The organism is Acidisoma sp. S159, assembly GCF_009766125.1.
Lineage (GTDB): Bacteria > Pseudomonadota > Alphaproteobacteria > Acetobacterales > Acetobacteraceae > Acidisoma.
In genome coordinates this window covers 6,589-11,647 of the sequence record NZ_LMUG01000024.1, presented here as the reverse complement: position 1 = coordinate 11,647, position 5,059 = coordinate 6,589, and the positions used below count along the sequence as shown (strand labels likewise).

Genomic DNA, 5,059 nt, shown 5'->3' with positions numbered 1-5,059 from the left:
ACTGACCAGGAGTGGGACCAGGCGGCCAGCGAGCACACTCGCTATCACTTGGTAGGAGGGAGTTCTGGAAATGCCGAGACCCGCTTCCGCGGCCACGATCGCTGCATCAGCGCTGTTCGCGGTCAATCTGGGCTCGACACGAACGAGTTTGCTGGCCGATCCGAAGCGCCACTCGTTGGTCGCGTCCGGGCTTTCGAATGCAATAATATCGTGGGCCGATATGTCGCTGGGCCCTTGCGCCGTTCCGCGACGCTCCAGATAGGCGGGGCTCGCCACCGAGCTTGAAAGACGGTTGAAAGAAATTGATGAACAGGCGCGTCAATGCGTATAGCTTTGGCGGGCGTAGTGATCAACCCTTCAAACCGGCGAAAACCCACGATCCTCCGAACGATGGCGCCATTCTTTTGCTCGACAAAGGCCTGATCATTCTCCAATAAGGTCGGCAGCGCGTGAGCTCCAATCCGTCGCGAAGGCAATAGTCTCTAACGGTCTCGTTCATAAACACACTGTCGTTGTCCGTGTCGAAGCCCAGGAGAGGAAACGGCAACAGTTTTCTCAGCTCGGTCAGCGTTGTCGTCAGAACCGTCTGCTCGCGCAGCAGCAACGGCGCACTCCGTTCAACCGAGGCAATATCGGTCAGCACCAGCGTCTGCGTAAAAGGCCCCTTTGCGAACGGGCCAGAGTGCAATACCAAATCAGCCTCGACAAAACCCGGCGCCGGGTTATCCCAGTCAGAGAAGGTGCGGATCGGAACGCTGCGCCGGATTGCCGTCGAGGCTTTACGCCGCCGCGGCCCTGTGGCGCTGATCCTGGTTTCTCTCAAGGCGCGATCGATCGTGGCCGGGCTCGTGACGAGCAATTGCTCGCCGGCGCCACTGCTTATGCCGGCATGGCCGTGACGCTCCGTCGCCTCGATCAGGGGCGCCAGCAAGGGCTGAAGCCGCTTACCGCAAATCCGATCCGAGGCCTCCCAGGCCACCACAAGCGCGGCCCGCACGTCCTCGCCATACGCCCATCGTCCCGTCGGTGACGAGCAAACTCCGGCCAGCGTGGACCAAATTTCATTTCGGGGAATCGTCTATAAGAAATACCTCGAGACGACCCGAAAGAACATAGAAGCACTCGGGACTCGATATGACTTTGCAGGGGAACAAGTCCTGCCCGGCGCCAATGCGCGTTCGATAGAGAACAGTGTCGCCAAGCGTGGTGCCCATTCGCGCGAACATCTCAAAACGAGCGTCGACCATATCGATCATGTCGTCGAGTTCGACTTCCTCAACCATGAACATCCTCCGAGATTCTCGTTGTTCGATGCGGCGCACCTACATACCCGGCGATGGCGAGGAAGATCGTCGGGCTGCCACGTGATCCATTCCGCGCCGGGACAGTTCCGCGTCAATCCGGAGGCTACGGAGATGCGCCTCCCGGTCGGGCAAGGGTCCGGTGAGGGTTGTCTCGGCCGCCGCGATCGCGCCGTCGAGCGAGGCGATGAGTGCCGGGATGCTTTTGCGCACTGCCTCGGCCTGCATTCGGTCGCGGGCTTCTCGGCCAAGATTGCGACCCTGGAGCTCCATCGTCTCTACGCGATGTCCAGCCGCCATGAATGACCGCACCGCCAACTCGCGGTCCTCACGAGCCGCCTGCATCAGGTCCATGCCGAGCGCCTTGTAGGGTTTGGCGGCCATGTCCTCGGCCACCTTGGACCACATGTCCTCTGCCTTGATCGGCGTCAGGTCGCCCAAGGCACGGCGATTGCGAACGGCGTCAAAGGTCGCCTCGTCCGAAATCATCGTCCAGGTGGTTCCGCGCGCCCGACTCTCCGCCACGTAGGCGGTGAAGCCGGTCATGCCGGCGGTGCCGCGGGGCAGGGCGTTGATGTGCTCGTCGGAGGTGATCCCCTGCGCGGCGTCGATCGTCATGGCATGCCCGAAGCCGACCAGGAGCCGTCCCGTCGCCTTGTGCTCGAGGCGCTTCCACTCGACCTCGCCGACGCGCCCGTCCTTGTCGCGCAGCATGAGGCCATTCGCCATGCGGCCGACCACCTCGACGATATCCCCGTTATTGCCGATCGAGCCGCCCTTGCCCTCGATTTTGGCCCAGGTCCGCCGGAACAGCCGGAGCTTGTCGCCCGTGGCGATCGGGATGGCGTAGTGTTCGCCACGCTGGTCGATCGCGTCGTAGACCTGCTCGTCACTGCGAAGCTCGCCACGCAGCTTCATCCGGTCACGGATGGCCCGGCTGAGGTCGGCAGTATCGGCGTTGGTCGGCGCCGAGACCGTGATGCCGCCCTTTGCCCCAGCCGCAGTGAGGGCGTCCCGACGCTGCATGTAGAAATCCGCGATCCGGCTGATGACCTGATCCTGGTCGCCGCCGATGAAGCGCGCAGTGCCGTTCTGGCGCTTCATGGCAAGGGCTTTCTCCACTTCGCCAAGATGATGGTTTCGTCGCTCCTCGGCTTCCAAACTGGCCTGGGCATTTGCATGGCGCGGCCCGCTGATCCTCCGTCCACGTCGTTTCCGGGCAAGCAAGTCTAGAGAATCGAGGTCAGGCTCGGTGCCCCGGAACAGGCCCGCGATCATCCGCAGGCGACGCGTCTCGGATGCGTTGCGTCCTTTCTGGCGGACAGTGCTGAGCAGCTCGGCCTGTGCCTCCTTCGGCAACACCCGCCGCAAGATCTCAATGGCATCGCCCGCCTCGACCGACTGCGCCTGCTCCCGGTCGCCCAAGGCTTTGATGGTCAGGCCGGTCGTGCGCTGCAGTTGGAGCAGAGCAAGCATTGCGCGGGGCGCGACTTGGCTGATTTCGTCGATGACCAGGACCGTGTTGCGGCTGGCAGCGAATTCGCCGCTCTCGATCGCCTTCAGGAGCGGGTCCATGGCGAGCCTTCGATCAATGCCCGCATCCTTGAGCGCGTCTGCCTGCTTCCAGCCCGTCGCCAGTCCGACAACTTCCCGACCACCCACATCGCAGCGCGTGTCTGCCTTCCAGGCTTCGACCAAGGGCTTGAGCAGCGTGGTCTTCCCGGCGCCCGCCACGCCTGTGAGCAGCGAGAGGGCACCTCCCTGGCCAAGCGCATAGATCGCCGCCTTCTGGGCGGCCCCGTGGTCCGGTTGGGAGGTGAAATCCAGACCCGAGGTGGCGATCGCAGTCGCGATGGCGGCGTGGGATAGTGCGCCGATCTTCCCGGCCGCAGCGCGGGCCGCCTCTGCGGCGAGGCTTTCCTCGATCCGGACCTGGGCGGTGTTGGTGACGCGGACCTTGTCGCCGGACATGCCAAGGATGAGCGCGACGTGTTCGCCCTTGAGCGTCAGGCCTCGCTGCTCGATGAGCGACACCACTTGGTCGATGTCAGCGACACCGCCGGCGATGCCGGTGCCGATCAAGCCGCGCGCCGCATAAATCCGAAGCTTGTCGTGGTCGATGACGGCAGCTGTGTGGAATTCCTGAGCAAGATGGCGGGCGGCGAACCGATAGGCGGCATCGAAGCGTTCGGCGGCCGGCCGCGCCTTGTGCTGAATTTCGTTGAGGATAGTCTGATGGCGCCAGCCGATCGTGGCGGCCTGCTCTCGCCAGATTTCGTGGTCGTTCTTGTCGCCGTGTTTTTTCAAGCGCGAGGCGAGGCCGGCGGTGGAGAGGATCTTGAACTTGCCCTCAATGGATAGCGCGTCCCAGTCGAGCCCCTGAGACTGAGCATACGCCTTTGCCGATCCCAGAACCTGTCGGCGGCCTTTGCTGAACAGATCGACGGCCTGCTGCGGGATCGCCTCAAGCACGACGGCTTGCTGGTTTTTGTCGTAGCCGATCCGGGCGCCAAGGCGCCGCAGTTCATCGGCCAATCGTGCCTGGAAGAAGGCGCCGAACTCGTGCACACGGCTATGAAGGCGCTGGGTATCGAGGGAGCCCACGCGACTGTCCTCGGTGACGACCAGGTTGAAGAGGGCATTATGGATGTGGGCATGCGGGTCGCCGCCGATCGGCGATTGCGCCAGGTACGTCGCGCCGTGCGCACCATCCTGCACGGGTAGGGTGGGGCGGGCGGTATGATGACGAAAGCTTACCCACCCGACTTCCCCCGGGTCGGCGCCGTCCTCTCCGGCCTTCCCCTTACGCGCCCAACCGACCTCCCGGGCCACAAAGCGCATGGTGGCGTCATTCGCACGATCGATGGCGTGCCAGATCATGGCGCTCTCGGCGGCCGTCGCCGCGAACTCTGCCGCCAGAGTGACTGACTTGTGCGGTGCCAGCGTCAGGTCATAGGCGCTGACCTTGCGCTTCTGGTCTGTCCAGGCTTCGGCAGTATCGGCACGCTTGGCTTCAAATAGCTGATCGAGATCGGCGTCCTTGGGCATGGTTCGTGGATCAATACCAAGCGCCTTCGCGACCTCTGACGGCATGTCTGGCCGCCACGTCGCCCGGCTGTCGCGGCTTGTGTAATACGAGGTGAGCCGACCGCCGCCGTCCAGCACCCTGCCAGGGTCGGTCCTGAAGTCATGAGCCGGCTGCGGGGTGTTCTCGGTGAAGTAGGCGCGGATCAGCTTGCCGGCGGACTCGGCCGCCAGCTTGCGAAAGGTCATCACGAAGCGGCGCTCCCGTCCGCGCTTTGACCGGCCGCGGCGCCATGTCCATTCGCCGCGGCCGCTCCTTTCATAGCGCGGACCACGTCGTCTGACAGGCTCGTGGCTATGCTGTCGGTGCGGCGATCGATGCGTCGAAGGAGTGCACCGTTATCGCCGACTCTCGCCACCAGTTCGGCCAGCAGTTCCTGCATCGTCGGCCCGTCGCCAAGCTCCGGCGTGAGCTTCTCGATGACGATGCCCAGCTGTTCGGAGATCAGGCGCAGGACCTGGCTCTGAGCTGCAAGGGTGCTCGCGATTTGCGCCTGCTCGGCCGTCAATTCGTTCTGACCGTCGGAAATGCGGTCGAGAATTTCGGTCACATTGGTCGCCATGGTGCTCTCCCTGTGTTCGCGAAGAGCATCCCGGAAATCGGTGCGAACGACGTCAGATGTTTCTCGCGACCGACGTCAATGCGTGTCGCCGTGCACGACGGGTGCAATGGT

4 protein-coding genes and 1 pseudogene are annotated in these 5,059 nt (G+C 63.7%); all 5 read right to left on the bottom strand.

The window, feature by feature from the left end:
* Positions 1 to 276: LysR substrate-binding domain-containing protein (locus GSQ92_RS07535; RefSeq protein WP_254066588.1), on the bottom strand; the 276-nt coding region annotated here is incomplete at its 3' end.
* Positions 224 to 1,018 (bottom strand): annotated as a pseudogene (locus tag GSQ92_RS07530) (ISNCY family transposase); the annotation flags it as partial. The gene GSQ92_RS07535 and the pseudogene GSQ92_RS07530, both read right to left, overlap by 53 nt.
* A 43-nt stretch (positions 1,019 to 1,061) precedes the next feature.
* Positions 1,062 to 1,283: a hypothetical protein gene (locus GSQ92_RS30090; protein WP_216856779.1), complete on the bottom strand. Its 222-nt coding sequence runs from the start codon at positions 1,281 to 1,283 to the stop codon at positions 1,062 to 1,064.
* Positions 1,284 to 1,322: 39 nt separating this feature from the next.
* Positions 1,323 to 4,574, bottom strand: coding sequence for a MobF family relaxase (gene mobF, locus GSQ92_RS07525; protein WP_254066587.1), 3,252 nt, complete (start codon positions 4,572 to 4,574; stop codon positions 1,323 to 1,325).
* Positions 4,574 to 4,948, bottom strand: a complete 375-nt coding sequence (locus GSQ92_RS07520) for a hypothetical protein (RefSeq protein WP_159013278.1) — start codon at positions 4,946 to 4,948, stop codon at positions 4,574 to 4,576. Before GSQ92_RS07520 ends, mobF begins: the two co-directional genes overlap by 1 nt.
* Positions 4,949 to 5,059 lie beyond the last annotated feature (111 nt).

What these genes read in the sequence shown, in the direction of transcription:
- GSQ92_RS30090 (WP_216856779.1), bottom strand. Translation starts at nt 1,283, where the DNA reads ATGGTTGAGGAAGTCGAACTCGACGACATGATCGATATGGTCGACGCT.
- mobF (WP_254066587.1), bottom strand. Translation starts at nt 4,574, where the DNA reads ATGACCTTTCGCAAGCTGGCGGCCGAGTCCGCCGGCAAGCTGATCCGC.
- GSQ92_RS07520 (WP_159013278.1), bottom strand. Translation starts at nt 4,948, where the DNA reads ATGGCGACCAATGTGACCGAAATTCTCGACCGCATTTCCGACGGTCAG.